The organism is Rosenbergiella sp. YN46 (assembly GCF_036620675.1).
In the GTDB taxonomy this organism is placed as follows: domain Bacteria; phylum Pseudomonadota; class Gammaproteobacteria; order Enterobacterales; family Enterobacteriaceae; genus Jejubacter.
Genome location: NZ_JAZHEE010000003.1, coordinates 194,727 through 221,060, shown reverse-complemented (window position 1 = coordinate 221,060; position 26,334 = coordinate 194,727). Strand labels below are relative to the sequence as shown.

The following is a 26,334-nucleotide window of genomic DNA, read 5'->3' as shown; positions in this document are numbered from 1 at the left end:
GGCTGTGCCAGACTGCCGATGAGGGACTTTGGGGCAATGGAGTTGTGAAGTGCCGCAATAAAAGTCGCCGCTAATTGCAGTGATGAGGGCATTCGGCGAGGTGATGGGGTTTTCACTGTGAGGCGTTTATTCTCAAAGTGAGACGTTTTAGCCAGGGCATTCGGCGCTCTGGTTGTCAGACAGGTCGTTATTTTTGAAGCAGTTCACAATACTGGCGCTGGTACGGGGGACGGTGGCGAACTGCCCCTGTTTTTGCATTTATTCCCGATGAGCAATGCCAAAAAGAAAAGGGATAATGCATGAACAGATTTATTACCGTCGATGCCCGGGAGTGTATCGGTTGTCACGCCTGTGAAGTGGCCTGCGCGGTGGCGCATAATCAACAAGCCTGGCCGGAAAAAACGGCGTTTAACCCCCGTATTCGCGTTGTGTTCCGGGGACAGGAGAGCGTGGCGGTCACCTGCCGCCACTGTAATGACGCTCCCTGCGTCGACAGCTGTCCGGTAGCGGCGCTAACGCGTCGCGAACAGGAGATTCACCTGGATGAAGCGCTGTGCATTGGCTGTAAAAACTGCGTGCTGGCCTGTCCCTTTGGCGCTATCGAAATGGTCACGGCGCAGCAGCGTGGCATTGCGCGTAAGTGCGACCTTTGTGAATCCACGCCCCAGGGCAGCCCCGCCTGCGTAACCCACTGCCCGACTCAGGCGATTACGCTGATGGACGGCTCCACGCTGAACGCGCTGCGCCGTCGCCGCCAGCAGGCGACGGCCACCGGCGATTTCGGGGGGACGCAGACGCCGTTGCGCAGCCATACGCTGTTGCTCAGACCCGAACGTAAAGGCGCAGCGAAACTTCCCGCCGATCAGCGAAAAAGCCATTTTAACGAGATTTATCAGGCGTTGGACGTTCGCCAGGCCACCAGTGAAAGCGAACGTTGCCTGTATTGCGCCGACAAGGCGTGGTGTAACTGGACCTGTCCGCTGCACAATGCGATTCCCGATTTTATTCGGCTGGTCAATCAGGGGGATATTCTGGCGGCGGCTGAGCTGTGCCACCAGACCAGTTCGCTGCCGGAAATTTGTGGGCGGGTTTGCCCCCAGGATCGACTGTGCGAAGGGGCCTGTACCATGCAGCCCCGGGGCGGAGCGGTCAGCATCGGCAACCTGGAACGCTATATTACCGACAGCGCACTGGCGCAGGGCTGGCGTCCGGATCTCAGCGCGGTACAGCCAAGGCCGGAGCGGGTCGCGATAGTTGGCGCCGGACCGGCGGGCCTGGGCTGCGCCGATCTGCTGGCCCGCAGCGGCATTCAGGCCACGGTGTTCGACCGTCATCCAGAAATCGGTGGCCTGCTGACCTTCGGCATTCCGCCTTTCAAACTGGATAAGCAGTTACTGCAAACCCGGCGCGAGATTTTCAGTGCGATGGGCGTTCGCTTTCAGTTGAATTGTGAGATTGGGCGTGACGTCGCCTTTGACGCGCTGCTGGAGGAGTTTGATGCGGTCTTTTTGGGGGTGGGTACCTACGGATTGATGGCTGCGGGGCTGGAACATGAAGATGCGCCGGGTGTGGTGCAGGCGCTGCCGTTTCTGATCGCCAGCACGCGTCGGGTGATGGGGCTGGAAGATGACCCACAAACGCCGTTTATCGATGTGACCGGCAAGCGGGTGGTGGTACTGGGGGGAGGTGATACGGCGATGGACTGCCTGCGTACCTCAGTCAGAAGCGGCGCCGCCAGCGTGACCTGCGCCTACCGACGCGACGAAGCCAGCATGCCCGGCTCGAAAAAAGAGGTGATCAACGCCAGGGAGGAGGGCGCGGAGTTTCTGTTTAACGTACAGCCGCAATATATCGCGCTCGACAGGCGGGGGCGGGTGAAAGGCGTAGGTATGATCAGAACCCGTATGGGCGAGCCGGGCCCGGACGGGCGGCGTCGCCCCCAACCGGTTGCCGGTTCGGAATTTGTGCTGCCAGCGCAGGTCCTGATAATGGCTTTTGGCTTTCAGCCACATCCCATGCCCTGGCTGGCGCGTAACGGCGTGCATTGCGACGACTGGGGATTGATTGAGACCGACGGTTCTACCCGCACCAGCCATCCTAAGGTTTTTGCCGGTGGTGATGCGGTACACGGCGCCGATCTGGTGGTGACCGCCATGGCCGCAGGGCGTCAGGCGGCCCGGGACATTGTGTCCTTTCTGGATGAGCAGGCTGAATGCAAGCAGGAGGCGAGGCGATGAGCGACTTTATTCGGGTTCAGGCGCATCTGTGCATCGGTTGCCGCACCTGTGAGATCGCTTGCGCCCAGGCCCATGACGGCGAAACGCAACCCGGCGGTCCATTTTATCCGCGCCTGAAAGTGGTGAAACGGGAAGCTGTCAGCGCGCCAGTCATGTGCCGTCAGTGCGAAAATGCCCCCTGTGTGGCGATTTGTCCAACCGGCGCGCTGGTTCAGGGAAAACGCAGCGTGGAGATTAACGACGCGCTGTGCATCGGTTGTAGCGGCTGCGTGATGGCCTGTCCCTTTGGGGTGATTGAAATTGTGAACCCTTCGGGGCAGGAGGGAGTTCAACCCGTTAAGTGCGATCTTTGTTGTGGCCACGAATCAGGGCCAGCCTGTGTCGCCGTGTGTCCGACAGCGGCGCTGGAAAAAGTTGCTGGCGGCGAGGTGGCACAAACCGTAACGATGCGTCGTCGCACGACCGCGTTTCCGGGGCGCTGATCGCCACTATTTGTCAGGTCGGGGTTACTCCCGGTCTGGCAATAAATGATAAATATTATCCAAAGGGGGGCAGGCTAATAAATAGTTAACTCCGTTATTAATAAATTGCCATTTGCATCTGAAATAATATTTTCTGAGCTTTTATTGCGCTTTTGGTTTACCGCTTATTGTCTGGGGGTAAATTTCTATTTATTGTCTGTCGCATGGGGAACTATTCAGGCAAGAATCGAAAGTAAAGCGTGGGACACGGCTTCGTGTGGCTATCAATAAGGATGCAGGCATAATGGTAAATAAATTTAAAAAAATGTTTTCGATATCTGTTTTATTTATTTCTTGTGTCAGCTCTACGGCCTCTGCAAATATGGGGGGCGGTCAGATTACTTTTCGCGGGTATATCATTGATAACGCCGCCGCAGCGGTAAAAAAATGCCTTTCTGAAGCCATTCATCACGGTATAAGCCAGCGCTGTGGTGGCGAACAGGGAACCTCGGTTCGCTCTAGCGTGAAGCATATAATGGTAGCGGCAGTCGGTCATCCGGAGGGAACCGGGGAGCAGGTTAAAGTCAGAAAAATCTTGCTTAATTTTGACTGAGGGAGGTTGCACTTAAGATTACACTATTCTGATACAGAAACCATCTGGTTTCATCAATCATTAAATATGGTATTTCCTTCTGGGAATTGAGCGTCAGGTGAGTATTGTTATTGGCAGGCAAGGGAATGGCAGCAAACTGACTTGCCGTAAATATCGAGCTTATTCTTAAGGAAAATACCATGAGAAACAATTCGGGCTACCTGGAACTGAAAGACGGCACTCAACTTTACTATAAAGACTGGGGTGAAGGGCAACCGGTCGTCTTCAGCCACGGCTGGCCGCTTTCTTCCGATGCTTTCGAAGATCAGATGTTGTTTCTGGCAAATGCCGGTTATCGGGTGATTGCTCACGACCGCCGCGGTCACGGACGCTCCTCACAGCCGTGGGATGGGCACAATATGGATCAGTACGCCGACGATCTGGCACAGCTGACCGAAGCGCTTAATCTGAGAAACGCCATTCACGTGGGCCACTCCACCGGCGGCGGTGAAGTAGCGCGTTATATTGGCCGCCACGGTACCGAGCGCGTTGCTAAAGCCGTTCTGATTGGCGCAGTTCCACCCATTATGCTGAAAACTGACTTTAACCCGGCCGGTCTGCCGCACAGCGTTTTCGACGGTATTCGCGAAGGGGTACGCAACGATCGTTCTCAGTTCTTTAAAGATCTGTCCGAAACCTTCTATGGCTTCAATCGCCCGGGCGTTGCCGTTTCTCAGGGGCTGCGTGACAGCTTCTGGATGCAGGGCATGATGGGGTCCATTAAAGCGCTGTATGACTGCGTTGCGGCGTTCTCTGAAACCGACCAGCGGGAAGACCTGCGTAAAATGACGATTCCGACGCTGGTTATTTATGGCGATGACGACCAGATAGTGCCGCCAGCTTCTTCCAGCGAAGCCGCGCTGAAGCTGCTGCCAAATGGTCGCGGCCTGTGCTACAAAGGCGCTTCTCACGGTCTGTGCAGCACCCATAAAGATCGTATTAACCAGGACTTGCTCGATTTTATCCGTAGTTGATCGTTCTCTACAGGCGCCGGGATTCCCCGGCGCTTTCGGTTTTCATTTCTCTTTCCCGTGAAATGTTTTGCACCACTCGCCGGGGCTGACGTCGCGCTTTAAAGCGCTGTCGGAACGCGGCCGGTAACTGAAATCCCGTTCCTCCGGCACGGATGGAGAGGATGGCGTCACAGGCTATGGCACTGGCCGCTCTGCCAGCGAAGGGGTCAGGCTTTCGATCAGCCAGTCGCGCAGGGCGCTGACTTTGGGCAGTCTGGCCCGGCTCTTTAACCACGCCAGACTTATCGGCATGCCTGAAATAGAAAGTTCAGGCAGCACCTGCACCAGTGTGCCTTCGGTCAGCGGCCTGGCGACCATCCAGGTCGGTAGCTGGACGATACCGTGTCCCGCCACCGCCGCCATCACCAGCCCTTCGGTGTCGCCCAGAGCCAGTCCGCTGTGCTGGAGCTTTAGAGCACTCTCCTGACCTGGGATGCGCAGTGGCGTCAGGCTGCCGTCGCCGCGACAGTAGAGGATGCAGCGGTGCTGGCTGAGCGCCCGCGCGTCCTGAGGTATGCCCCGTTGTTCCAGATAGCGCGGCGAGGCGCAGAGAATCAGGCGCTGAATGCCCAACTGATGATGATCCACCGCGCCAGGCCAGATGCCGGATCCGCCGCTGCGCACCAGTAAATCGATACCTTCCTCGACGGGGTCGCTGAAGCGGTCAGAGAAGGTGATAGCGGGCTCCAACTGCGGATGCTGTTCCAGAAAGGAAAGGGTCGCGGGCAGTACGTGCAGGCGCCCGTAGCTGACGGGGAGATCGATGCGAATTCGACCCCGTAGCTCGTGGCTCTGACGATGCAGTGCCAGTTCGGCCTCTTCCAGTTGGTTTAGCACGCCGGTACAGGCCCGGTAGAAGGATTCCCCCTCTTCGGTAAGCGCCAGGTGGCGAGTGGTTCGCAGAAACAGCCGTACCTGAAGTCGCTTTTCAAGCCTCGCCACTGCTTTGCTGACCGCCGAGGTGGTCAGATACAGGCGCTGTGCTGCGGCGGTAAAGCTGCCGGATTCGGCGACGCAGACAAAGACATCAATGCCTTTCAGGCGTTCGGACGAGAGCATGGCGCCTCTTATTATTGAAATAAATTCCAGAATATATGGAATATTTACCCGTAATGCGAAACAAATTCCAGTATAGGATCGATCGCCTGATTTTAACCTGTTTTCGGGAGCTTCCTTATGCTGTCCTTTGAAGATGCCGTTCGCCTGCGCCGCTCGCCGCGCGCTTTTTTATCCACGCCGTTGACCGATGCCCAGATCCATGAAGTTCTGCAGGATGCGCAGCATGCGCCGTCTAACTGCAATACTCAGCCCTGGCATGTGCATATCGCTTCCGGCGATACCAAACGCGCGCTGACCGAAGCGATGTTGCGTAACGACGAGCTGGGACAGGCGACGCCTGATTTCAGCTTTGATTATGCCGACTTTTACGGCGACTACTTCACCCGCAGCCAGGATCAGGCGAAGCAGTACTACGAGGTGCTGGGAATCGCCCGGGAAGATAAAGACAGCCGCCATCAGGCGCTGTTGCGTAATTACGCTTTTTTCGGCGCACCTCATGTGGCATTTCTGTTTATGCCGTCGTTTGGCGACAACGTGCGAGTGGCCGGAGATATCGGCATGTACGGACAGAATTTTCTGCTGTCGCTGACCGCCCGGGGCTACGCTGGTATTCCGCAGACCCTGCTGGGATTCCACGCCGATAGCGTGCGAGAAATTCTTGGCGTTTCAGACCAGTATCGTCTGCTGTTCGGTATCTCTTTCGGCTATGAGGATCCCGATGCCCGGGCTAACCAGCTGCGAATGGGGAGGATTCCGGTGGAGCAGAGCGTGGTGTTCCATCGGTAATCGCTTTGAGACTCCTCCGCTGTTCCAGTCGCAAGGCGTTGCGTAGGGTGAAAGCCGGTTAACGGTAGGATAATCTTCTATGAAACGCTATAGCGTGCTGCTGCTGGTGGCGCTGGCTGGAATGAGTTCCGCCAGCGTCCGGGCGGACGATTTGGACAGTATGGTCAACGACGCGATTAATTCGATTGCCGGGGCGCTGAACGGCGCCCGCAACGACGGCGGCTATAACGACGATGATGGACGCTGGCGCGATGATTCAGACCGAGGTTATGACGACGGACGATGGTATGACGATCGGCGACGCCAGCTTGATGAGCAACGACGCCAGCTTGATGAGCAACGGCGCCAGCTTGATGAACAGCAGCGACAGCTGGATGAACGACGCCGCCAGTTAAGTGAAGAGGAGCGGCGACTCAGCGAGACCCGTTGGCGTTAGGGGCGTACCTCCGCCAAATCCAGGCAAATAGTCTGGCCGTCGAACCCGGCTTCAATGCCTTCCGGCAGCGGATTATTCATCATCCAAAGATCGAAGTGGTGGCCGATGTGGGTCAGCACCACTCTCGGCGCTGCTATCTGGCGCTTTAGTTCCATCACCGTGTTGAGATCGCTGTGGTTACGCGGAGTATTGGCCCGTGGTTCGTAAGCGCAGTCAATTACCATCACATCCGGCCGGTTGGCGGCCAGAAACTTCATGCTTTTTTCCGGCAGCCCGGCGGTATCGCACAGCCAGGCCAGGCGGCCATGGGGGCTTTCCAGCAGATAGCCGTATGTGAGTTTTGAATGATTCAGCGGCAGCGGCGTGATTCTCAGCCCCTGAAGCGTAAAAGCGACGAATGGGGTAAGCGTGTGGCTGAAGTCGAGCAGGCCGGGGTGTTTAAACAGATCGTCGCAGCCTGCGGGATCCGGCGGGCCGTAGACCGTAATGCGCTCGCCCACGCCCCAGCGCAGGGGAAACAGCCCCTGAACGTGATCCATATGATAGTGGGTCAGCAGTATCTGGCAGAAACTGCCTGCCGGGTGGCGCTCCATCAGGTCGTGGGAGCCAGCGTCCAGCAGCGTCACGCTGTCGTTAAATTGCACGACACCGCAACAGGGGCCGCGCCGGAAGGCCGGGGCGCGGCGCGCCCGCTGGCAGGCGTCGCACTGGCAGCCGAAGGCGGGTACCTGGCGAGCGTCGCCGGTGCCGCTAAGAACAATCTTCAGGCTCATCGTGTGGCTCCGTAAGCGCTTTGGTAAAGCGCACGTGGCTCGGCTGATACGCTTCTCGCTGATAAAAGCGATGCGCGTCGTGGCGGCCGGTGCTGGTGGAAAGTTCGATCATCTCGGCGCCTTCCCGGCGGGCTTCCTGTTCCGCCCAGGCCAGTAGCTGTTTACCAACTCCCAGGCCCCGAGCCTGGGGCATCACCACCAGTTCCTGGATTTCGGCAATCCAGTTTACGTGATGCAGATGGAACTGCAGGTGCAGCCCCAGCATGGCGATGGGGCGCCCGTTGAGTAGCGCCAGCTGGTAGCGAAAATGGGGATCGAGCAGGTTGGCGGCAAATCCGGCGCGAAAGGCGGCACGGTCGAATTCCCGCTGTTTCAGTTCGCAGATTAATGCATAAACGCTCTGCCAGTCATTCAGGGTGGCGTGGCGCAGTTCAACAGACATTCGGTTTTTCCTCCGGTGGGTGGCGAATCAGCTGAATTAACGCAGTGACTGACTGTAACAGAGAGCCATCATTGTTGAGTATGGCGCAGTGCGGCAGATGTGTTGCAAAATGGCCGGCGCGTCGCAGCCGCTGTTCGATGGCGTCCGACGTCTCCCGGCCCCTGGTCTCCAGCCGGCGGCGCAGAACATCGTTCGATACCTGAAGCATCACCGGCAGTAGCTGGTTGCCGTAGCGTTCCATGGCGTGGGGTAAATGCTGACGGGAGCCGTTGACGATGACGCTCATTCCTGTCGCCAGCCACTGGTCAAGCTCAATCCCTAAGCCGTAACGATAGCCATTTGCCTGCCAGGCAAGCGCGAACAGGCCACCTGCCGCGCGCTGGCTGAATTCGGCGTCGCTCAGGGCGATATGATTTTCGCCGCCGGCGTCCGCCGGGCGGGTGATATAGCGATGAGCCACCAGAAGCTCCGGTATTTGCTGATGGCGCAGGGCCGCCAGCAGGCTGTCCTTTCCTGCGCCGGAAGGGCCGATAAGCCAGATGAGTCGCGTCATCAGAACACCTGCCTCCCCTGGCGCCAGACGTTCCCGATCCGTATCTGGCCGTCAATGCGGTGAGCCAGCACCAGGTCGGCGCGTTTGCCTTCCGCCAGCTCGCCGCGGTCGGTCAGATTAATGGCTCGGGCCGGATTGCGGGTCACCAGGCGAATGGCCTGGGGCAGCCGCCAACCCGAGTCGGGATCGTCGGCGATACGGAAAGCGGCATCCAGCAGGCTGGCGGGATAGTAGTCCGAAGAGAGAATATCCAGCAGCCCGGCCTGCGCCAGGCGATGGGCCGCCACATTGCCGGAATGGGAACCGCCGCGTACGATATTTGGGGCGCCCATCAACACCTGAAGGCCGTGGCGACGCGACGCGCTGGCCGCTTCCAGAGTGGTGGGGAATTCGGCGATTGCGCTACCGAGGCCATGGGATTCCGCCACGTGTTCGGCGGTGGCGTCGTCGTGGCTGGCAAGCGCGATGCCGCGCGCCCGGCAGTCGGCGGCAATGGCCTGACGGTTGGGCTGCGACCAGCGTTCAGCGAGCCGTAACTGCTCTTCTTCATAGCGCGCCATTTCTTCCGCGCTGAGCTGATATTTGCCCTGGTAGTATTCACGATATTTTTCGCGGCTGGCAAACTGACGCTGGCCGGGTGAGTGGTCCATCAGTGAGACCAGCGATACGCCGTCGCGCCCGACCAGTTGCTGAAACAGAGGAAGAGTGGTGTGGTGCGGCAGTTCGCAGCGCAGATGCAGGCGATGGTCGGCGCGATTGACCCCCAGCCGCTGGCTGTGTTCGATAGCGCCTATCATTCTGTCCAGATTCTCCAGCCGGTCGCCGCCGTCGCGCACGTCGCCCAGCGCCACGGCGTCGAGCACCGTGGTAATGCCGCTCGCCACCATCAGCGCGTCGTGGCTACTCATGGCCGAATGGGCGGGCCAGTCCACCTTTGGACGAGGCGTGAAGAATTTGTCCAGATTGTCGGTATGCAGCTCCACCAGTCCCGGTAGCAGCCAGCCGCCGTCGCCGTCCAGGGCTCCGGGCAGGCGGCTGGGAGTATCGGCGAAGCTGCGGATTTTGCCGTCCGCCACTTCCAGCGAACCTGCCACCACTTCATCATCCAGAATCAGGTTTACGTTACTGATAATCATGGCTTTTCTCCAAATCTGGCATGGCGTGGAGGCGATCGGCTACCCGCTGGCGCACCGCACTGTCGTGGAAGATGCCGACGATAGCGGCGCCGCGCGCTCTGGCTTCATCAATCAGGCCGACTACGGCGGCGCTGTTGGCGGCATCCAGCGAGGCGGTGGGCTCATCCAGCAACAGGATAGGGTAATCGACGATAAAACCGCGGGCGATGTTCACCCGCTGCTGCTCGCCGCCGGAAAAAGTGGAAGGCGCCAGCTGCCACAGGCGTTCCGGCACATTCAGGCGCTTTAGCAGGGCAACAGCCCGTTCTTCGCACTGTATTCGGGGAACTCCCAAATCCAGCAGTGGCTGCATCACTACTTCCAGGGCGCTGATGCGCGGAATCACCCGCAGAAACTGGCTGACCCAGCCGATGGTGCGGCGGCGTACCGCCAGTACCTCTCGCGCCGGAGCGCAGGCCAGATCCAGCCAGTCGCCTTCATGGCGGATCCAGATATGTCCGCTATCCGGCAGATAGTTAGCGTACAGCGAGCGCAACAGGGTGGATTTGCCGCTGCCGGAATGGCCGTGCAGTACCACGCATTCACCGGGTTCCACCTCCAGCGAGGCATTGCGCAGCACTGGCAGGCGAGCGCCGTTCTGGTGATGTAATACGAAGGTTTTACTCAGGTTTTCCACCCGGATCGAAGCTTTCATAGCGCCCTCTTAATTTTGCAGTACCGAAGAGACCAGCAACTGGGTATAGGCGTGATGGGGATCGTCCAGTACCCGATCGGTTAACCCACTTTCCACCACCCGGCCCTGTTTCATCACCAGCAGCCGATCCGCCAGCAGTCGCGCCACCCCCAGATCGTGGGTGACGATCACCACCGCCAGGTTCATCTCCACCACCAGGTTGCGCAGAAGATCGAGTAGACGTGCCTGTACCGACACGTCCAGCCCGCCGGTGGGCTCGTCCATAAACACCAGCTGCGGATGAGTCACCAGATTGCGGGCGATTTGCAGACGCTGCTGCATACCGCCGGAAAAGGTGGTTGGCAGGTCGTCGATGCGGGCGGCGGGGATCTCTACCGATTCCAGCCAGCGTTGCGCGGTGGTGCGGATATCGCCGTAGTGGCGCATGTCGGTAGCCATCAGGCGTTCGCCGATGTTTCCGCCCGCCGAAACGCCAGGCCGCAGGCCATCCAGCGGATGCTGGTGCACCACGCCCCATTCGGTGCGTAGCAGGCGGCGGCGTTCGGCTTCGCTCATGGCGTACAGTGACTCGCCCCTGAAGATGACTTCGCCGTGCTGAGGAGGTAGCCGCGCGGAAATGGCCTTCAGCAGCGTGGTTTTGCCGGAGCCGGATTCGCCGACGATACCCAGCACTTCACCGGGCCACAGTTCGAAGGAGACATCGCTGAAGCCTTTGCCTGGCGCATAGAGATGAGTCAGATTATTGACGGAGAGCAGAGGAGTCATGAGCGCGTGGCCTCGCTATTCTGGCGGCAGAAATCGGTATCGGAGCAGACGAACATGCGATTGCCCCGATCGTCCAGCACCACTTCATCCAGGTAGCTGTGGCGCGAACCGCAGATGGCGCAGGGTTCATCCCAGGTCTGTACCTGAAAAGGGTGATCGTCGAAATCCAGGCTTTCCACCCGGGTCCAGGGCGGCACCGCATACAGCCGCTTTTCTCGTCCGGCGCCAAACAACTGCAGCGCCGGCATCCTGTCCATCTTTGGATTATCGAATTTGGGGATCGGCGAGGGATCCATCACGTAGCGATCGTTCACTTTCACCGGATAGGCATAAGTGGTGGCGATGTGGCCGAAGCGGGCGATGTCCTCGTACAGCTTCACCTGCATCACGCCATACTCTTCCAGTGCGTGCATGGTACGGGTTTCGGTTTCGCGAGGCTCGATAAAGCGCAGTGGCTCGGGGATCGGTACCTGATAGACGAGGATCTGATCCTCGTTAAGCGGCACTTCCGGGATCCGATGGCGGGTCTGGATAATTGTGGCTCCGGCGGTGGATTCGGTGGTTTCCACACCGGTCACACGCTTAAAGAAGTTGCGGATCGAAACGGCATTAGTGGTGTCGTCCGCCCCCTGGTCGATGACCTTCAGTATGTCCTCCGGGCCAATCAGGCTGGCGGTCAGTTGAATGCCGCCGGTGCCCCAGCCGTAGGGCATGGGCATTTCGCGCCCGCCGAACGGCACCTGATAGCCGGGGATAGCCACCGCTTTCAGCAGGGCGCGGCGCAGCGTCCGTTTGGTCTGTTCATCGAGATAAGCAAAGTTGTAACCAATCAGTGCATCAGCCATTGTTCGCCTCCCTTGCGCTTTTCAGGCGTTTGAGTAGTTCCAGTTCGGCCTGGAAATCGACGTAGTGAGGCAGCTTCAGGTGCGAGACGAAGCCCGCCGCTTCCACATTGTCGGCGTGGGCCAGCACGAACTCCTCGTCCTGGGCCGGGCCGGTGATTGGCTCGCCGTATTCCGGTGCCTGTAGCGCGCGATCCACCAGCGCCATAGCCATAGCTTTGCGTTCTCCCATGCCGAATGTCAGACCGTAACCGCGGGTAAAGTGCGGTGGTTCCTGTTCTGGCGCCACAAACCCGTTGACCATCTCGCATTCGGTCACCAGCAGTTCGCCGACGCAAATCGGGAAACCCAGCTCTTCCGGTACGATCTCTACCGCGACGTGGCCGCTGCGGATCTCTGCGGCGAAGGGGTGGTTACGACCATAGCCGCGCTGGGTGGAGTAGGCCAGCGCCAGCAGATAGCCTTCATCGCCGCGGGTCAACTGCTGCAGGCGCGATGAACGCGAGCAGGGGTAAACCGGCGGCTGGCGGGTCACGTCGTCGGGCTGCGCGCCGTTGTCTACCTCCGGTTTCGCCAGTCCCTGACGCGCCAGCAGACTAAAGACGTGGGGCATAGGTTCGGGGCTGGCGTCGCTGGCCTCTGGCGTTGGCGTTTTCCCTTCCGCCAGCAGGCTGAAATCCAGCAGGCGGTGGCTGTAATCGTAGGTGGGGCCGAGCATCTGGCCGCCTGGGATATCCTTATAGATGGCGGAAACCCGGCGTTCCGCTCGCATCTGCGCGGTTTCCAGCGGCTGGCTGACGGCGAGGCGTGGCAGGGTGGTGCGATAAGCGCGCAGCAGGAAGATGGCCTCGACGCTGTCGCCGCTCGCCTGCTTCAGGGCCAGCGCCGCCAGTTCGCGATCGGCAATGCCTCCTTCGGTCATCACCCGGTCTACCGCAAGAGCAAGCTGCTGCTCTATCTGTTCCACGCTGAGTTCGGGCAGGCTGCTGTCGCCGCGGCGACGTTCCTGCTGGAGCGCGTGCGCGGCGTCGATGGCCTTTTCGCCCCCTTTAACGGCAACGTACATCAACACACCTCCACATGGGTCGTGCGCGGCAGGGCCAGTAGCCGCTCGCCGCAGGTAATGATCAGGTCGATGCCCATCGGGAACGGCTGTGGGCGTTCGAGCAGCGCCTGCAGCACCGGCTCCGGCAGAACGGGAGCGATCATCCGTTCATCGGCGATGCCCGGCCCGGTCAGGCGCAGCATCAGGCCGCCGCTCAGGGCCGGGAGTTGCAGCACCAGGGTGGCGCTGCGTTCCGGCTGGGCGGCGCTGCCCTGAGCCAGGGCGTTGAGCTGGGCGACGGTGAGGCTGTCGTCGGCGATGGCGAACTGTGCCTGCTGTGGGGCATCGCACAGCGGCGCATTGGTATGAAAGCGCAGATTCTGGCGCACCATGTCGTTGCCCAGTGCATCGCACAGCCATAGCGGCGTATCGTTATCTGCCAGGGTCAGCAGGGTGCTGGTGGTGGCGATATCCAGCGGCGGCCAGCCATGTTTGAGCGCCGTCAGATTGACCACAAGGCCGGGCTCGCTCATGGCTTTCAGCAGGCGACGAAAGCAGTGCTGGGCATCCTGCACCGGCAGGGGAAAGGCGGTGGTTAACGTCATGCATTATCTCCGCGTACCAGGGTAAAGAAGTCGACCCGGCTGGCGGCGACCTTGCGCTGACGCTCGCGCAGGCGGGCGTCGCGGCAGGCTTCCAGCGAGTCGATCAGGGTTTCCATCAGGGTGGCGTGGTGGGCACTTTCCTGAAGCAGGGCATCTACCAGGGCGCAGCGTTCAGCGTGCTCGCGATCGCGGCCCAGCACCCAGCTGTAGCCACAGACACCGCTGCCAAGGCGTATCGCGGCGCGGGTCAGCGTGGCATCACCGACGAACCAGGGATTGCCGCTGCCGCCCATCCGGCCCTGGATCTGCACCAGCCCGGTTTCGGCCTGGCGCAGGACTTCGTAATCCGGATTAAGATTCAGCGCGGCGTAGCGTTCGGCCAGCTCCCGGGGGTGACTGTGGGCCAGTACCGCCATCCAGCGCTGGCGCAGGGGAGTCGCAGTTTGCGGATTCATTCAGTGCTCCATGGTGAATTCGATCATGTCGGCGCGGGTCAGGCTGACGGAGTATTCCGCCACGTTTTGCCCGCCTTCGTGGTGGTTTAGGGTTCGTACACAAAGCAGCGGCGCCTGATTGGGAATCTCCAGCATCCGGCTCTCTTTGGCCTGGGCCCGGCGGGCGCTGATACGCGTCTGGCTTCGGGTCAGGCGGATGTCGAGGCGCGTTTCCAGCCAGTCGTGCAGCGAACCGCTGGTGAATTCGCGCAGGCTGGGCCACCAGGCGAGCTCAGCGAAGTAGTGGTCGATCAGGCACAGTGCTATGCCATTGACCCGGCGCAGGGTGCGCAGGTGGATAATGTCGCGCCCTTCGCTGACGCCCAGGGCGTCGGCCACCTGCCCGGAGGCCGGGCGCAACACGGAAAGCAGGCGTTCGCTGGTCGGGTGACTGCCCTGGTCGAGCAGGTTCTGACTGAAGCGCGCCCGGGCGTTCAGGGGATAGTCGAACGGGCGCATCAGCACCAGAATGCCGACGCCCTGACGGCGTTGCACCCAGCCGCGTTCCACCAGTTGATCTACGGCGCGGCGCAGGGTGTGGCGATTTACGCCGAAACGGGTCGCCAGCTGCTGTTCGGCGGGCAGCCAGTCGCCGCAGCGGTAGTGGCTTAACTCCTGCTCCAGCCGGGCTGCTATCTCCTGATAGCGGGTGGGGTAAGTGGTCGGATGTCTGGACAGGTTCATCGCGCAGGCTCCTTTCGGGTCAGATAAACTGCTTGCGCAGCCGCTGCGACAGAAAGTCGAGCAGGCTAACGGTGACGATAACGACAATCATCAGAGCGCAGGTTTGGGGGAACTGAAAGCCGCGGATGGCTTCCCACAGGGTGACGCCGATACCGCCCGCGCCCACCATGCCGACCACCGTGGCGGAGCGGACGTTGGACTCGAAGCGATACAGGGAATAGGAGATCAGCAGCGGCATCACCTGGGGCAGTACGCCGTAGAGGATCTCCTCCAGCTTGTTAGCGCCGGTGGCGCGGATCCCTTCCACCGGGCCGGGATCGATGGCCTCCACCGCTTCGGAAAGCAGCTTGGAGAGCACGCCGGTAGTGTGGATAAACAGCGCCAGCACCCCGGCGAACGGGCCAAGACCCACGGCGACGACAAACAGCATGGCGAACACCATTTCGTTAATGGCGCGACAGGCGTCCATCAGGCGGCGTACCGGCTGGTAAATCCACCAGGGGGCAATGTTTTCGGCGCTCATCAGGCCGAGGGGGATGGAAAGCACCACTGCCAGCGCCGTGCCCCACACCGCGATTTGCAGCGTTACCAGCATCTCTTCAAGGTAGAGCGGCCACTGGCTGAAGTCAGGCGGGAAGAAGTCGGCGGCAAAGGTCGCCATATTGCCGCCGTCCTGTATCAGGGCCAGTGGCGCCATTTCGGCACCCTGCCAGGAGGCGGCCAGAATCGCCAGCACCAGGCCCCAGCCGATAAGCGAAAAGGCGCTGCGTTTGGGGGGCTTCAGGGGCATGCTTTGACTGTGCATTATGGCCTCCCGTTACTGGGCGCTTGCAGTTTCATGCGGCGCTGGGGCCACCTGGCTTTCCAGCGCGTCGAGCCGCTTCTGGAGCGCCTCCAGCTTGCTGGTGCGTTCGGAGTCGCTGAGTTCCTTGTTGTTCTTCACGCTCTGCACCTCTTTAAACAGCGTGAGCTGGCGGATGGGCAGCAGTTGCTGGTCGCCGGAGGCGCGGAACGGCGCCCAACCCAGCCCTTTCAGCACCTGCTGCTGTTCCGGGGTTTTGCCGTAGCTCAGGAAGAAGTCGCGCAGTTTATTTTTGGTGCCATCGGGCAGGTTCTTGCGCCAGACGATAGGATCTCCTGGGATCAGTGGCGACTTCCAGATCACCCGCAGCTGTTTGAATTTTTCCGGCGCGGTGACTTTCAGGCGATCGAGGTTTTCAGTGTTATTGGTCGCCACGTCTACCTGGCCGTTGGCCACCGCCAGCGCGTTGGTTTCATGGTTGGCATTTACCGTGCGCTTAAAGTCGCTGGCCGCGGCGTGGTGTTTGGCGAACACGTAGTAACCGGGGACCAGGAAACCGGAGGTGGAATTGGGATCGCCATTGCCGAAGGTCAGTGATTGACGCTGTGCCAGCAGTTGATCCAGGTTGTGGATAGGGCTTTTCTGGTTGACGATCAGTACGCTCCAGTAGCCTGGCGAACCATCGGCGGCCACCGTTTGGGCGAACACCTGGCCGCCTGCGCGATCTACTGCCTCCATGGCCGACAGGTTGCCGTACCAGGCGAGATCCACCTTGTTAAAGCGCATGCCCTGGATGATGCCCGCGTAATCCGGCGCGAAGAAGGCGTTCACCTTCACGCCCAGCTGCTTTTCCATATCCTTCAGAAAGGGCAGCCATTGGGATTTCAGATTCTGCTGGGATTCGGTAGAGATAATGCCGAAGTTCAGCGCATTGGGTTCATCGGCCCGGGCCGGCATCAGCAGGCTGGTCACGCTGAACAGGCTGGTGAAGGCGAGGGCGGTGACCATTTTGTTATTCATAGCTTTTCCTTCCTGTAGCGCTCAGGCCGCAGCCGCATTGGGTTCAATGCGCTCGATGCTGCGGTAGAGGTGGTCGATGTGTTCATGGCTAAAAGTCTGGCTGGCGCCGTCGTAGAAGGTGTGTCCCTGACGCAGTGCGATGATGCGGCGGCAGTAGCGCAGGGCGTATTCCACCTGATGCAGCGTGACGACTACGGTGATCCCTTCCTTGCGATTGATGTCGTGCAGGATTTCCATCACGATGCGCGCCGATTCCGGATCCAGCGAGGCGATCGGCTCGTCAGCCAGAATCACCTGCGGCTTCTGCATCAGCGCCCGCGCGATGGCGACGCGTTGCTGCTGTCCGCCGGAAAGGGTGGAGACTCGCTGCTGAGCGAAGTGCGCCATGCCGACGCGGGTCAGCGCCTGAAGCGCCTGTTGCCTCTGTTCGGCGCTAAACCAGCGGCAGCAGGTGCGCCAGAAGGGGGTCGAGCCCAGCGCGCCGATCAGCACGTTGTCCATTACCGACAGGCGATTGACCAGGTTGAACTGCTGGAAGATGTAGCCGGTTCCGGCGCGGCTGCGGCGGATATCGCTGGCAAGGTGGCCTGAACGCTGTACCGTGCGGCCGTGGAGCTCAATATGAGAATGGCTCTGTTTATCGCCGGTAATCAGGCCGCTCAGATGACGCAGCAGGGTGGATTTACCAGAACCGGACGGCCCGAGCAGGGCGACCATTTCGCCCCGGTTAATGGTCAGGCTGATGTTGTGCAGCGCCTGGTTCTGGTTGAAGGTTTTGCGTAGGTTCTTGACGCGGATAATCGTTTGCATATTCCGGCCTCCTTGAAATTTGCCTCATGGTGCCGGGGAAAAATGACGGTTTGGTTAAGCGTGTGTTTCTGTCTGATGAATAATCGAAGACGGTTGGATGACGGAGGGATGCTGCCGCAACGGTGGTCTGCCCGATACCGGATTTTTGAATTAGTTCAGCCCGCAAGCAGGCGGGCTGATGACTGAAGATAATTGGTGCTTATTCCGTCGGTTTGGCGATATTCACCATCCAGTGAATACCGAAGCGATCGGTGACCATGCCAAACCCGAAGGCCCAGAAGGTCTCCTGCCAGGGCATGGTGATATGTCCGCCCGCCGCCAGATTTTGAAACCAGCGTTTGCCCTCTTCCACATCGCTGGTCATCAGATTCAGGGCATAGCCGTGGTGGGGAATATTGTCGGCGGCGCCGTCACTAATCATAATTTCGCATCCGGCGATGCGCAGGCTGGCGTGCAGGATATCGTCCGGCGCCATTTTTACCGTCGCGGCGCAGCCTTCCTGCTGTTCGCCACTTTCTCGCGGCGGCATCTCGGCAAAGGTCATGCTGTAGAGAATTTCGGCGCCCAGCGCCTTTTGATAGAAGGTAATCGCTTCCCGACACGAGCCGGAAAAGGTGATATAGGGTATCAGTGCCATGGTGGACACCTCTGCGTAACGGAGACAGAGAAAGTCTGGCAGGTGGCGCAGCGCTAAGCCAGGCGGCAGATGCGCCTGGCGGATGGAAATTAGCTCTTCTTCACAAATTCGGATTTAAGCTTCATCGGGCCAAAACCGTCAATTTTGCAATCGATGTTGTGATCGCCTTCCACCAGGCGGATATTTTTCACTTTTGTGCCAATCTTCAGTGGAGTGGAGCTGCCTTTAACTTTTAAGTCTTTGATTACAGTAACACTATCACCATCGGACAGTAGATTGCCGTTTGCATCCTTTACGACCAGTTCATCACTTTCGCCAGTGGGTTGGGAATCGTTCCACTCCCAGGCGCATTCCGGGCAGATGTACATACCGTTATCTTCATAGGTGTATTCAGAGTGGCACCTGGGGCAGTTTGGCAGTGACATGCTTTGTCCTCGCTATCAGCATGAATAATGAGAAAAAATGGCAACTCAGCGTAAAAAATGGTGCTGACGGCCAAAAGTGGCACAAGTATAGCGCAATTACCTGGTGTTGTCGGGGTTTTTAGTCGCTCAGGAAAATGCAGCGCGATCCAGAAAACGTATGCGAACGATGATCTTCCCGGTTTATATTTAAAATCAAAAAACTGTCCGGCCGGCGATGATGATTATTCTTTTCATAGGTTTCAGCTATTGTTTTTAATTTTTTAATTTCTTCTGTTTCTTTTTAGAACAATTTAAACTCGCGCCGATCCAGGAGTTTTCCTGGCTTAATCTGTCGCGCTGACGATGAACGGAATATCCTGGATCATGCTTATCCCCTGAATATGATAGCAATCTTTTTTAGCGTCCGGACGCTGTGCTGTGCTGTGCTGTGCTGTGCTGTGCTGTGCCTGAGCGTGACCGTATTTGAACATGCAAATAGCGGTAAGGCTATTTGCCATTCTAAAAAAACAGAATGTTAAATTATGGGATGTGAATTAGCATTCAGGTAATAAAAGTTAATGAAGTTGTCTGGTATAGCAAGTTATTTTCCAATAATTGAGTTCAGAAATAACAGCGTGTTATTAAAAATAAATAATGCCAGGTTCAATATTGGTGCCACGCTGATCTTTTGCCTGATCTTTATGGTGCTGGTAAATATTTCATGGCGCCATCAGGGCGATATTTCCGATATTGCCGCGCAGGCGATAGCGAAAGACATCGCCGAGGACTTTAACCGCAACGAGAATTTTTCGGATGCGGTGTCAGTGCTGCTGTTGCGTGGTGCCTTTCACGGCACCCGGGGCGAGGAGGCATACGATGAGCACGATGAGACGTCCGGACTGTATGGGGTTAATCTGGATGGGCATTCATTCGGTAACTACGTTCTGGAAGGATCGCTGCAGTCGCTGGGGCCGGTGACAAAGAGAGCCTGGCGGGTGGCGCGCGCCATTGATGAGGCGTATCGCCTGGAACAGAGTGCATCATCTTATTCCAATAAATATCCCCGCTACTTTATCTCTGCCCAGGGAGATTACATTTATTTTCCTGGCCAGCAGAGCCTGGAAAAATATCGCTTTCGTCAGGAAGTGGCCGGGCGTTATGGCATGCTGCGCGTTGAACATTCCGGCGGCTTTCTGTTCCAGAAATTGCAGGATGCGTCACGGGCGATTACCGGCCATATCGATCGGATACAGCAGTATCTGAATGGTGAGCGCTCCATCATGAGCGTCCAGCATGTGGTTTACGACCAATCTTCCCGGGAAACGGAAGATGACGTCATCGGAATAATGTGCTTTGACTATAGTCTGTCCGACGTCAGGGAGATGATTGCCCGAGCGATGGGTTCAGACCTGGTGGAACGCTATCTGAACGTCAGCATTATCGATCACCATGGAACCATGATCCCGGTTAACGGCAGCGTGGCCCATACGGATTACAGCGACGCTTCGATTAACGGCGAATACCAGGTGCGGGTGTCGGTCAATCATTTGCATTATTTCTTTTCGCACGACGGCTCCGTGGATACCTCTATCGGGCTGCTGTTGGTTATCGGGTTTATCGTGATGAACCTGCTGCACCATCGGCGGGTGCAAATAGAGACATCAGCCAAATACAGCGACGTGCTTACCGGGTTGCATAACCGGGCTTTTCTGGATGCCTGGAAGAAAAAGCCGGAGGAAAATTACGTACTGGTGGTGATGGACTGCAACGACTTTAAGCGGATTAACGATAGCTGGGGGCACCTGTGCGGCGACAGAGCGTTGCAGCACGTGGGCCGTTGCATCAGCCGTAATATTCGCGCCTGGGGCGACCATGCGGCGCGGCTGGGTGGTGATGAGTTCGTTATTCTTTTTGCCACCAATAATCTCCCCGGCGTACGCGAGAAGATGGCGCGGATGGCCCGGGATATCGAGATCTTTGAGCCCGGCGTTGCACTTTCGGTGAGCTATGGTCTGGCCGCGTTAGGCCCGGGAATCACTTTTGAGGCGGCGCTGGATAAGGCAGATTCGCAGATGTATCTGTTCAAGCGCCAGACCCGGGGACTGAATGATGAAGCTTAAAGCGTATTCCGGCAAAGCGCTGCGTCTGCTGGCGCTGACGCTGGTCAACATCATTGCGATATACTTTTTGCGCGCAATTTCGCCCACCGTTTTTGTCGACGGTTGGCAAATTTATATGCTGTATCTGCCTTACTCCTGGGTGGTTACCCAGATCCTGCTGTTGGGAGAGTTGTCGCTGTTGCCGCTGACTCTGGCTTATACCGCCAGCAGCTGGTATCAGTACGACGCCGTATCGCCTTTCATCGCCATACTGCTGTCGCTCTGTATCCTGCTACCGCCAGCGATGACGGTGATGTTGCTCCACTGGCGGCTGGGAAGGCGCTGGAATGCGGGATTCCTGCGTTTTAATACCATTAAACGGGTTTTCCTGTTCTGCTTTATCTGCCCGTTGATGAGCCGGGCGCTGATGTGCCTGAGTGGTATGATTTTTCGGATCCCCGCATCGCTGGTGCCCTATTTCTATGTTAAAGGGGTAGCCTTTAACCTGGTTAGCTATCAGCACCTGGTGCTGGCGCTGGTAGTGATGAATGCTTTTTTTTATCGCCTGCAACGTCTTCTGTTTAGCGATGGCCGTCGCTTTATGGTGGGCCGGATATGGAGTGGCGGATGCCAGCCGCTGGTCAGCAGTAAACGGGACGTGCGTTGGGCCGTGCTGTGTCTGGTCAGTATTTTGCTGATCTGGCAGGCGGAAGTCTCCGGGGCATTCGTCGGGTATTTGATGCCCTTTGTTTTTTTGCTCTTTATTTATGGCGTTTTGCATCAGAATCCGCGCCTGACCGAGCTGCTGTGGAGTATCGCCATTTACGTCATAATGGCTTCTAACCAGCTCTTCTTTTCGGCGTACCGGGATGACAGCGTGCTGGCCAGCTTAATGTCGATGATCATCGTGTTCGCCATCGCGCTTCACTACCTTGCGGTGAATCGCTGCAAGTACGAACAGCAGATGCATCAGACCCGGCTCTATTCTCTTATCGATCCGCTGACCCGGCTGCCGAATATGCGCGCTCTGGAAAACAGCGTGGAAGCCGCGGGGAATGCCTGTATCTGCCGGATTGCGTTTTCGAATATCGCCGTCTTCGAAAAGTATTACGGTACCGCTGTGGTCACCTGGGTGAAGGGGATTCTGTCGCGCAGTATCTACGACGAGTTTGGCTGCGGCACTCAGGTGTATGACATCACGGGTAACCAGCTTATCTGCATGGTAAGCGGCGAGCGAGAAGCCAGAATCAATGAACTCTATGCTCTTATCACCAGTCTGAATATTTTGTGGAAGGGTGATAAGCTGGATATCGATTATCGGCTCTCCTGGGGACATATTGACGATCGGACGCCGTTGATTCCCTTTGTGGAACGGCTCGCCTGGTTTTCCGAAGCCAACAAAGTGGTGAAAGCGCCCCATTGCATCAACGGTAGTATGCGCAATCTGGACGATGAGATGGCCCGATCCATCGAGATGATTAAGAGCGTAAAAGCCGCCATTGAGAACCGGGATATTGAAATCTATGCTCAGCCGATCACCAGCCGCGAGGGGGTGGTGTATTGCGAACTGCTGTCGCGCCTGCGCATTGGCGGACAGATTATTATGCCAGATGTATTTTTACCGGTGATTCGCGAATTCGACTATGCCTGCGAATTTGACACCGCGGTGTTTGAAAAGAGCATGTCGATGCTGAACGATCACGCCGGGGATGCGGTTTCTATCAACATTATGCCGGCCACGCTGTTCCATGAGGGTATCGCGTTACGCTTTATCAGTCTGATGGAACGTTATGGCGTCAGCGCCGAACGGGTGATTCTGGAAATTACCGAAGAGCAGGGCATTCTCGTTTCGGAAAACGCCATGAATAATATCGCCAGACTGGCGGAGTACGGTGTGAAGATCGCTATTGATGATTTTGGCACCGGGCAGTCCAACTATGAGCGTATGCGCAATATTACCGCTCAGATCCTGAAAATTGACGGCGTTTTCGTGAAAGATATTCTGGCCAACAAGATCGATCAGATGATAGTCGAGTCTATCTGTAGAATTGCCCGGGCCAGGGATATGACCGTGGTGGCTGAGTATGTAGAAAGCGAAGAGCAGCAGCGTTTGCTGTTTGAGCTGGGCGTCGATCACTGCCAGGGGTTCTACATCGGCAAGCCCTATAACTACAGTCATTAAAGCGCATCTCCCCCTTACTCCTCGTCCCGCCCTTTCCTCAAAGGGGGTTGGGGGACGGACGGCGCTTACCTGAAGACCCGTGACAGGGCCCTGGTTAAGAGCCAGTGCAGACTGATGCCGGCTCTGGTTGTTTACCTGACACAATAATTTGCGGTTATCTCCCCGGCGCCAGCGTTTGCGGCGCTTCGGCAAAGTCGGTATATTTTTTTGCCATATGGCGGCGAGCCTGGGGCGAGAGGCGTTGATCGAAGTGAAAGGAGAGAGTGTGTCATTACGCGTTATGCTGGCGTGGTGTTTACCCGTCGCGCTGCTGCTGACTGCTACCGTCGGGCAGGCGAAGCCGCAGCTAAAGCCGTTGGGGCCCAATATCGCCGATACCGGTTCCGAATGGTACCGCTTTCGCAGTACCACTTTCGATTCCGCTGACGGCCAGCGCCACTATCGGGTATGGCTGGGGATTCCTAAAACGGCGGCGCCCGCCGCTGGTTATCCGGTGCTCTATATGCTCGATGGCAACGCGGCCATGGCGCGGCTTGATGATTCATTGCTGCGACGTATGAGTGCTGTACATCCACCGGTGCTGGTAGCTGTGGGATACCAGACGCCGTTGCCCTTCGATGTTTCTTCCAGGGCATGGGACTACACGCCCGATCCCGGCAGTGATTCAGCGCCGCGCATACACGGCCATCAAGGAGGTCACAGTAAGGCGTTCCGCCAGCTCCTGATGTCGACGATAGTTCCCTGGGCGGAAAAGCAGACTGCGGTCAATCACCAGCAGCGTAGCCTGTGGGGCCACTCTTTCGGTGGATTGTTTGTACTGGATACCCTGTATCAGGCGCCGGAAGATTTCCGCCATTACTATGCCGCCAGTCCGTCGCTGGGCTGGGGCGGCGGCATGATGCTGAATCAGGCTAAGCAGCTTTCGGGAAAGGCATTCGATTCCCGAACGCTGTGGTTGATGGAAGGGAATGGCAATAGCGATCGCCCGGAGCTGCGCGGTGAAGGCGGGCAGGACAGGAACGCCGGGCTGGCGCAAATTCTTTCCGAAAAAGGGGTAAAGGCGAGCTATAAACGCTATCCCGGTTTGAGCCACGGCGCCATGTTCGGCTCGTCGCTTATCGATACGCTGCTGCACGTATCTGGCGCGGAATAGAGGATATGGCCGCCGCTGGCGCGGCAGCCTGAGGTTTTACTGGGCCTGTGCGTCCTGCACTTTCTCTTCCGCTTTCCAGATGCGATATTTCACCTGAGCGTCTTTTGGCGCGTAGATCACCAGCGGCAGCTTGCTGTTATAGCGCTGCAGGGCATTGTCGCCCAGGTGTGCGGTGACGAACGCCTGCTTTTTGGTACTGTCCGGGCAGGCCATCATGGTGGAGATTGGGCCGGTCAGCTTATCGATGACCAGATAGTCATAGCCCCAACCAGAGAGCGTTTTCGTCTCCAGTTTGCCGCCCAGACCTCGGGTGTTGCAGTCTACTTCCATGGTCTTACCGATCATCAGCTCGACTTTGTAGTCATGCTCGTTTTCCTGCTTCGGCAGCCAGATAACCTGGCGAGTCATCCCCTTTTCCGCCTTCGGGTATGGTGCCACTTTCTCCAGCGGTTGCTTACTGGGGTCTTGCTGCTGTGCGTTATCCGCCGCCAGCGCACTACCTGAAGCCAGCGCCATCAGGCCGGTGAGCAGTAAAGTCGCTTTGTTCATAACTCCCTCATTCAGTGTGGCAATAATTGCTAACAGACTATTTTATTATTCTGGTTTTTTCCACAACAAAACATAAATACTCTGAATATTTATCTAATACTGGAACAATATATTTAAAAGGCGGAGCGTGCAAAAAGGAAAAAACTGGCCACCGCAAGCGGTGCCGATGGCCGGTAAAGATATAAGGTAATCTTAATGTGAGTGGCTGATGCGCTCTTCGGTATCACGACCGGCCAGGAAGCCGTAGAAGATATAACCGATCATGGTGATGATGGTACCGCCGAATACCGCTTCGACACCGCAGGCATAGACACCGTAGATACTGTAGACCACGGCCGCGGTGCCCATTGCGGAAGCGGCATAGTATTGCTTCTGAGTGACGTGGTTTTTACGCAACATCACCTGCAGGCCGGTCATGGACAGAACATAGGGCACCATATTGATAAAGACCGCCAGGTTCAGCAGGATGTTGAATTGCTTAAGCAGGTTGGGGGAGATGGTCATGGTGGCCAGCAGTAGCTCCAGCGCCAGCATAATCAGCATCCCGGCGATGGGAGCGTCATCTTTACTGACTTTGCTGAAGATGGCCGGAAACAGGTGATCATCCGCCGCAGCTTTAGATACCTGAGCGTTGGTGAACTGCCAGCCCAGCAGAGAACCGATACAGGCGATAACGGCAAGAGCGGTTACGACCTGGCCCACCATCGGATTAAACATCATGGAGAAGACCAGCCCGAAAGGCGCATCGGATGTGGCCAGCACCTCATTCGGGATAATGCCCTGAATTACAGAGGTAGAGGCAATGTAAACCACGGCGGCGAAACCGGTACCGAACAGGCAGGCCAGCGGCACGTTTTTCTCCGGGTTTTCTACCGTATCGGAGTTGGCGCCAGCCGATTCTACGCCCAGGAAGGCCCAGAGTGTCAGAGAGATACCAGAAGAGATTGCGCTGCCGGTGGACATATGATGGGGGTTCCAGGCGGCTTTAAAGATTGAGGGATCGAACCAGAACCAGCCGAGTACCGAAAGACCGGCAACCGGAATAATAATCCCCCAAACGGTGATACCGGAGATACGACCGGTAATCTTTGGCCCCTTGAAGTTAGCGACCATTGTAACTACCAGAATTGCGACTACGGCAGCAAAGGTATGCATCGGCGTGGTTTTGATCCACGGGAAGAAGGGGGCCAGATAACCCGCGGCGGAAACGGCGATGGCCACGCAACTAATGACCAGGCAAACATAGTAGGTATAAGAGGCGATGAAGAAGGATGATTTGCCGTGAGCCTCTGCGGCATAGGCAGACATGCCGCCAGCGCGCTTACAGTAGGCGCCGCACTTGGCGAAGGTGTAGGCGATACACATGGCGCCCAGTACGGTGATAACCCATGACAGCACGGAAATCGCGCCAGTTTCGGCCAGACTGGCGGGTAACATAATTATTCCCGAACCCATCATATTAACAGCGACTAAAATGGTCAGGTCAACGACTCCCATTTTCTTCGAATTCGTGGCCATATCTGTTCTCCTGCTTATTGTTTTCAGAAGGCGAGAGGAATTACCTCTGAATAAATTTAAATTCACATGCGGCTAATAAATATTATTATCCGGGTAAGGGGTTCCAGTTTTAAATTGGATAAGTAATCTCTCGTTTGTTGAGTAATTATACTTATCTCCTGGATTAATATTCTGCGGCGCAAAACTTGTGTGCCTGCATGTTATTTAATCTGATGAGAAAGTCAAATTTGTGATTGTGTGGTGAGTGAGTCTTAAGCTCCATTTTAATATCTTTTTTAAAACAAATAGATAGTCCATTTTTTGACAGTGGCTTATGAAGCTGGATGGTTGATATTTTCTTTAAAAAACATTGTGTTATGCTATTTGTGCTACTTGTTTTATCCTGGCTATAGAGCGAATTTTTTTTGGCATATTAATTCCGCATTGTCTTTTTTATGCGGATAAAAATTCATTGGTTGATAATGGTTATCTTATCTTTTTATT

The 26,334-nt window shown here is 57.3% G+C and carries 28 protein-coding genes; 9 read left to right on the top strand and 19 right to left on the bottom strand.

The genetic code is table 11. From position 1 onward, the window contains the following. Nucleotides 1-299: 299 nt before the first annotated feature. The 4 genes from V3W49_RS04410 (at nucleotide 300) to V3W49_RS04395 (ending at nucleotide 4,324) form a co-directional block, all read left to right on the top strand. Nucleotides 300-2,237, top strand: a complete 1,938-nt coding sequence (locus tag V3W49_RS04410; protein WP_500143914.1) for an FAD-dependent oxidoreductase — start codon at nucleotides 300-302, stop codon at nucleotides 2,235-2,237. Then, complete coding sequence (locus tag V3W49_RS04405; RefSeq protein WP_500143913.1) at nucleotides 2,234-2,719, top strand: 4Fe-4S dicluster domain-containing protein; 486 nt, start codon at nucleotides 2,234-2,236, stop codon at nucleotides 2,717-2,719. The genes V3W49_RS04410 and V3W49_RS04405 overlap by 4 nt, the downstream gene beginning before the upstream one ends. 283 nt (nucleotides 2,720-3,002) lie before the next feature. Then, on the top strand, nucleotides 3,003-3,311 hold the full coding sequence (locus V3W49_RS04400) for a hypothetical protein (RefSeq protein ID WP_500143912.1): 309 nt from the start codon (nucleotides 3,003-3,005) through the stop codon (nucleotides 3,309-3,311). A gap of 179 nt (nucleotides 3,312-3,490) precedes the next feature. Continuing rightward, entirely contained in the window at nucleotides 3,491-4,324 is an 834-nt protein-coding gene (locus V3W49_RS04395; RefSeq protein WP_500143911.1) for an alpha/beta fold hydrolase, read from the top strand. 174 nt (nucleotides 4,325-4,498) lie between these two features. Here V3W49_RS04395 and V3W49_RS04390 read toward each other — a convergent pair whose 3' ends face one another. Further along, nucleotides 4,499-5,422 (bottom strand): LysR substrate-binding domain-containing protein, encoded by a 924-nt coding sequence (locus tag V3W49_RS04390; protein WP_500143910.1) that lies wholly within the window; start codon nucleotides 5,420-5,422, stop codon nucleotides 4,499-4,501. 117 nt (nucleotides 5,423-5,539) lie between these two features. On the opposite strand from V3W49_RS04390, the gene V3W49_RS04385 reads away from it, so the two are divergent. After that, on the top strand, nucleotides 5,540-6,208 hold the full coding sequence (locus V3W49_RS04385) for a nitroreductase (protein ID WP_500143908.1): 669 nt from the start codon (nucleotides 5,540-5,542) through the stop codon (nucleotides 6,206-6,208). A 79-nt stretch (nucleotides 6,209-6,287) separates the two neighbouring features. After that, on the top strand, nucleotides 6,288-6,644 hold the full coding sequence (locus V3W49_RS04380; RefSeq protein WP_500143907.1) for a DDRRRQL repeat protein YjdP: 357 nt from the start codon (nucleotides 6,288-6,290) through the stop codon (nucleotides 6,642-6,644). Here the strand turns inward: V3W49_RS04380 and phnP are convergent. The 16 genes from phnP to V3W49_RS04300 form a co-directional block, all read right to left on the bottom strand. Continuing rightward, a complete protein-coding gene (phnP, locus tag V3W49_RS04375) occupies nucleotides 6,641-7,417 on the bottom strand; it encodes a phosphonate metabolism protein PhnP (RefSeq protein ID WP_500143906.1) in 777 nt (258 codons plus the stop codon). The genes V3W49_RS04380 and phnP overlap by 4 nt on opposite strands. Next, the gene (gene phnO / locus V3W49_RS04370) at nucleotides 7,395-7,859 is read right to left on the bottom strand and encodes an aminoalkylphosphonate N-acetyltransferase (RefSeq protein WP_500143905.1); all 465 of its coding nucleotides are present in this window, start codon (nucleotides 7,857-7,859) and stop codon (nucleotides 7,395-7,397) included. The genes phnP and phnO overlap by 23 nt, the downstream gene beginning before the upstream one ends. Continuing rightward, nucleotides 7,849-8,412 (bottom strand): ribose 1,5-bisphosphokinase, encoded by a 564-nt coding sequence (gene phnN, locus V3W49_RS04365; protein WP_500143903.1) that lies wholly within the window; start codon nucleotides 8,410-8,412, stop codon nucleotides 7,849-7,851. The genes phnO and phnN overlap by 11 nt, the downstream gene beginning before the upstream one ends. Then, the gene (gene phnM / locus V3W49_RS04360; RefSeq protein WP_500143902.1) at nucleotides 8,412-9,548 is read right to left on the bottom strand and encodes an alpha-D-ribose 1-methylphosphonate 5-triphosphate diphosphatase; all 1,137 of its coding nucleotides are present in this window, start codon (nucleotides 9,546-9,548) and stop codon (nucleotides 8,412-8,414) included. Before phnM ends, phnN begins: the two co-directional genes overlap by 1 nt. Then, on the bottom strand, nucleotides 9,535-10,242 hold the full coding sequence (gene phnL / locus V3W49_RS04355; protein ID WP_500143900.1) for a phosphonate C-P lyase system protein PhnL: 708 nt from the start codon (nucleotides 10,240-10,242) through the stop codon (nucleotides 9,535-9,537). The genes phnM and phnL overlap by 14 nt, the downstream gene beginning before the upstream one ends. Nucleotides 10,243-10,251: 9 nt before the next feature. Next, complete coding sequence (gene phnK, locus V3W49_RS04350) at nucleotides 10,252-11,007, bottom strand: phosphonate C-P lyase system protein PhnK (protein ID WP_500143898.1); 756 nt, start codon at nucleotides 11,005-11,007, stop codon at nucleotides 10,252-10,254. Beyond that, entirely contained in the window at nucleotides 11,004-11,852 is an 849-nt protein-coding gene (locus V3W49_RS04345) for an alpha-D-ribose 1-methylphosphonate 5-phosphate C-P-lyase PhnJ (RefSeq protein ID WP_500143897.1), read from the bottom strand. The genes phnK and V3W49_RS04345 overlap by 4 nt, the downstream gene beginning before the upstream one ends. Further along, a complete protein-coding gene (locus V3W49_RS04340; RefSeq protein WP_500143896.1) occupies nucleotides 11,845-12,915 on the bottom strand; it encodes a carbon-phosphorus lyase complex subunit in 1,071 nt (356 codons plus the stop codon). The genes V3W49_RS04345 and V3W49_RS04340 overlap by 8 nt, the downstream gene beginning before the upstream one ends. Then, nucleotides 12,915-13,499, bottom strand: coding sequence for a phosphonate C-P lyase system protein PhnH (gene phnH / locus V3W49_RS04335; RefSeq protein ID WP_500143895.1), 585 nt, complete (start codon nucleotides 13,497-13,499; stop codon nucleotides 12,915-12,917). Before phnH ends, V3W49_RS04340 begins: the two co-directional genes overlap by 1 nt. Then, nucleotides 13,496-13,954 carry a phosphonate C-P lyase system protein PhnG gene (gene phnG / locus V3W49_RS04330; RefSeq protein WP_500143894.1) on the bottom strand — a complete coding sequence of 153 codons (459 nt, stop codon included), beginning with the start codon at nucleotides 13,952-13,954 and terminating at the stop codon, nucleotides 13,496-13,498. Before phnG ends, phnH begins: the two co-directional genes overlap by 4 nt. Further along, entirely contained in the window at nucleotides 13,955-14,677 is a 723-nt protein-coding gene (gene phnF / locus V3W49_RS04325) for a phosphonate metabolism transcriptional regulator PhnF (protein WP_500143893.1), read from the bottom strand. 19 nt (nucleotides 14,678-14,696) lie between these two features. Next, complete coding sequence (phnE, locus tag V3W49_RS04320) at nucleotides 14,697-15,482, bottom strand: phosphonate ABC transporter, permease protein PhnE (protein ID WP_500143892.1); 786 nt, start codon at nucleotides 15,480-15,482, stop codon at nucleotides 14,697-14,699. 12 nt (nucleotides 15,483-15,494) lie between these two features. Next, on the bottom strand, nucleotides 15,495-16,499 hold the full coding sequence (phnD, locus tag V3W49_RS04315) for a phosphonate ABC transporter substrate-binding protein (RefSeq protein WP_500143891.1): 1,005 nt from the start codon (nucleotides 16,497-16,499) through the stop codon (nucleotides 15,495-15,497). Between the two features lie 21 nt (nucleotides 16,500-16,520). Further along, entirely contained in the window at nucleotides 16,521-17,309 is a 789-nt protein-coding gene (gene phnC / locus V3W49_RS04310) for a phosphonate ABC transporter ATP-binding protein (RefSeq protein ID WP_500143890.1), read from the bottom strand. Nucleotides 17,310-17,508: 199 nt separating this feature from the next. After that, complete coding sequence (yjdN, locus tag V3W49_RS04305) at nucleotides 17,509-17,946, bottom strand: VOC family metalloprotein YjdN (protein ID WP_500143889.1); 438 nt, start codon at nucleotides 17,944-17,946, stop codon at nucleotides 17,509-17,511. Nucleotides 17,947-18,035: 89 nt separating this feature from the next. Next, complete coding sequence (locus V3W49_RS04300; RefSeq protein ID WP_500143887.1) at nucleotides 18,036-18,371, bottom strand: zinc ribbon domain-containing protein YjdM; 336 nt, start codon at nucleotides 18,369-18,371, stop codon at nucleotides 18,036-18,038. 614 nt (nucleotides 18,372-18,985) lie between these two features. On the opposite strand from V3W49_RS04300, the gene V3W49_RS04295 reads away from it, so the two are divergent. The 3 genes from V3W49_RS04295 to V3W49_RS04285 all read left to right on the top strand — a co-directional run bounded on the left by V3W49_RS04295 (nucleotide 18,986) and on the right by V3W49_RS04285 (nucleotide 23,784). Beyond that, nucleotides 18,986-20,470: a GGDEF domain-containing protein gene (locus V3W49_RS04295; protein ID WP_500143885.1), complete on the top strand. Its 1,485-nt coding sequence runs from the start codon at nucleotides 18,986-18,988 to the stop codon at nucleotides 20,468-20,470. After that, nucleotides 20,457-22,631 (top strand): EAL domain-containing protein, encoded by a 2,175-nt coding sequence (locus V3W49_RS04290; RefSeq protein WP_500143884.1) that lies wholly within the window; start codon nucleotides 20,457-20,459, stop codon nucleotides 22,629-22,631. Before V3W49_RS04295 ends, V3W49_RS04290 begins: the two co-directional genes overlap by 14 nt. Nucleotides 22,632-22,896: 265 nt before the next feature. Beyond that, nucleotides 22,897-23,784, top strand: a complete 888-nt coding sequence (locus tag V3W49_RS04285) for an alpha/beta hydrolase (protein WP_500143883.1) — start codon at nucleotides 22,897-22,899, stop codon at nucleotides 23,782-23,784. Nucleotides 23,785-23,820: 36 nt separating this feature from the next. On the opposite strand, the gene eco is transcribed toward V3W49_RS04285, so the two are convergent. Both eco and potE read right to left on the bottom strand, forming a co-directional pair. Next, the gene (gene eco / locus V3W49_RS04280; RefSeq protein WP_500143882.1) at nucleotides 23,821-24,333 is read right to left on the bottom strand and encodes a serine protease inhibitor ecotin; all 513 of its coding nucleotides are present in this window, start codon (nucleotides 24,331-24,333) and stop codon (nucleotides 23,821-23,823) included. A gap of 192 nt (nucleotides 24,334-24,525) precedes the next feature. Continuing rightward, nucleotides 24,526-25,851, bottom strand: a complete 1,326-nt coding sequence (gene potE / locus V3W49_RS04275; RefSeq protein WP_500143881.1) for a putrescine-ornithine antiporter — start codon at nucleotides 25,849-25,851, stop codon at nucleotides 24,526-24,528. Nucleotides 25,852-26,334 lie beyond the last annotated feature (483 nt).